Source organism: Actinosynnema sp. NPDC023658 (assembly GCF_040639995.1).
Classification (GTDB): Bacteria; Actinomycetota; Actinomycetes; order Mycobacteriales; family Pseudonocardiaceae; genus Actinosynnema.
On record NZ_JBFAAX010000964.1, the window covers coordinates 1 to 2040 of the forward strand.

Genomic DNA, 2040 nt, shown 5'->3' on the forward strand with positions numbered 1-2040 from the left:
CGCCGCTCGGGTGCTCGCGGTGTGCAGGAGGCCGTCGCGCAGCTCGCCGCCGGCGGTGCGGTGGTGGTGTGGGACCCGGACCTCGAGGGTGAGGGCGACGTGGTGTTCGCGGGGGCGAACCTGCGCCCGGAGGCGTTCACCTTCCTGCTCACCCAGGTCTGCGGTCATCCGACGGTGCCGTGCGCGCCCGAGGTCCTGGAGCGGCTGGAGATCGGTCCCATCCCCGGACCGGGCGACCGGCACGGCACCCGCGCGCACGTCCCGGTGGACCTGGCCGCCGGCACCGGCACCGGGGTGTCCGCGGCCGAGCGCGCGGCCACCGTCCGCCGCCTCGCCGACCCGCGCGCTGTTCCGGGCGACTTCATCGGGCCGGGCCACGTCTTCCCGCTCGCCGCGCGTCCCGGGGGGCTCGTCGAGCGCGGTGGCCACACCGAGTCCACCGTCGCCCTGTGCGTGGCGGCCGGCCTGCCTCCGGTCGGGGTGTGCTGCGAGGTCATGAACCCCGACGGGACGATGGCGGGGGCCGCCGACCTGGAAGTCGCCGCGCTGCGCTGGGGCCTGCCGCTGGTCGACGTGGACGACCTCCGGAAGTACCTGTGAGCACGGCAGGGCGCGACCTCTACGACGACGACCGGTTCTTCGAGGGGTACCGCCTGCTGCGGGGTTCGGCCACCGCGATCAACGACGCCGTCGAGGGCCCCGCCCTGGAACGGGTGCTGCCTCCGGTGGCGGGCGCGGCGGTCGTCGACCTGGGTTGCGGAACCGGAGCCCTCGCACGCCGGCTGGCCGAAGCGGGAGCGGCGGACGTCCTGGCGGTGGACTCGTCCCGGCGGATGCTGGCGCTGTCCACCCCGCACCCGCGGGTCCGCCTGCTGCGCGCCGATCTGGACGAGCTCGCGCTACCCGCGTCCTCGGCGGACCTGGTCGTCAGCAGCCTCGCCCTGCACTACGTCGCGGACTATCCGGGATTGGTGCGGCGCGTCGCACGCTGGCTGCGGCCGGGCGGGCGGTTCACCTTCTCGGTCGAGCACCCCGTCTGCACCGCGGCCGACCCCATGACCGGGTGGTTGCGCACGGAGCACGGCACGGTGTGGCCGGTCGACGACTACGCGGCGGAAGGCCCGCGGACCCAGCACTGGATCATCGAGGGCGTGCGCAAGCACCACTGGCGGCTGACCACGCTGATCGGTGCGCTCCTCGCCGCCGGCCTGGAGCTGACCGACATCGACGAGCCGGTGCCGGACGTCGCGACGCACCCCGGGCTGGCCGAGCACCTCCGGCGACCACCGGTGCTGGTGCTGGCCGCCCGCCGCGGCGGCAGTGCCGGGTGAACGCCGGACGTGCACCGGCCCTCGTCGGAACGCCGCCGCCGCTTCCCAGTCCCCGTCGGGAAGGGCGATCCGCGAGAAGCTGCGCGGTGTCATCCCCGTGACGGCGTCCCTGCTCGTGCCGGCCGTCGTCGTGCCCACGGCCAACGCCGCCACCAGCAGCATCGTGGCCGAGGACGGCAGCGGAACCACACGTCCGTGCAAGCCGCCACCAACGCGGTGCCGGCAGACGGAATAGCTCGACGGCGTCCTCGCGGAACTGCTCGGGGTACTTCGACTTGCCCGACACCGGGAACATCCGTTCCCGGAGCGCGGTCCGGGAACGGCGACATCCACACCGCCTCGGGCGGCACCTGCGGCAGCCCGCGGGTGCACCGGGTGCTGCGGCGTCGGGGCGTCCGCATGTCGCGCAAGCGGGGGTCGAGCGGCTGATGCGTCAAGCCGGCCCCGAGACCGGGTGAGGGGCACTAATCGCCACACCGACAGCGGTGCGGCGGGAACCGTCGGGCATTCGGTGCGCGCGCGGAGGCCCCGCTCGGTGAGCGGGGCCTCGGTGCTGCTGGGACTCAGCCGACCGGCGGGGACATCACGAACCAGTTGAAGCCCTCGACCAGCGGCTTGTTCTGGTCGGCGTACTCGGTGCCGGCGAGCTCCCACCGCTCGACCGTGCGGTAGGTGCCGGGCTGCAGGCTCTCGTCGGCCGGCGACGACT

General features: G+C 74.6%; 2 protein-coding genes. Both read left to right on the forward strand.

All coding sequences use genetic code 11. The features are described from left to right. Positions 1 to 600 (forward strand): 3,4-dihydroxy-2-butanone-4-phosphate synthase (locus AB0G02_RS36965; protein ID WP_360804176.1); only part of this gene is annotated, 600 nt, incomplete at its 5' end. Then, positions 597 to 1331 carry a class I SAM-dependent methyltransferase gene (locus tag AB0G02_RS36970; RefSeq protein ID WP_360804179.1) on the forward strand — a complete coding sequence of 245 codons (735 nt, stop codon included), beginning with the start codon at positions 597 to 599 and terminating at the stop codon, positions 1329 to 1331. The genes AB0G02_RS36965 and AB0G02_RS36970, both read left to right, overlap by 4 nt. Positions 1332 to 2040 lie beyond the last annotated feature (709 nt).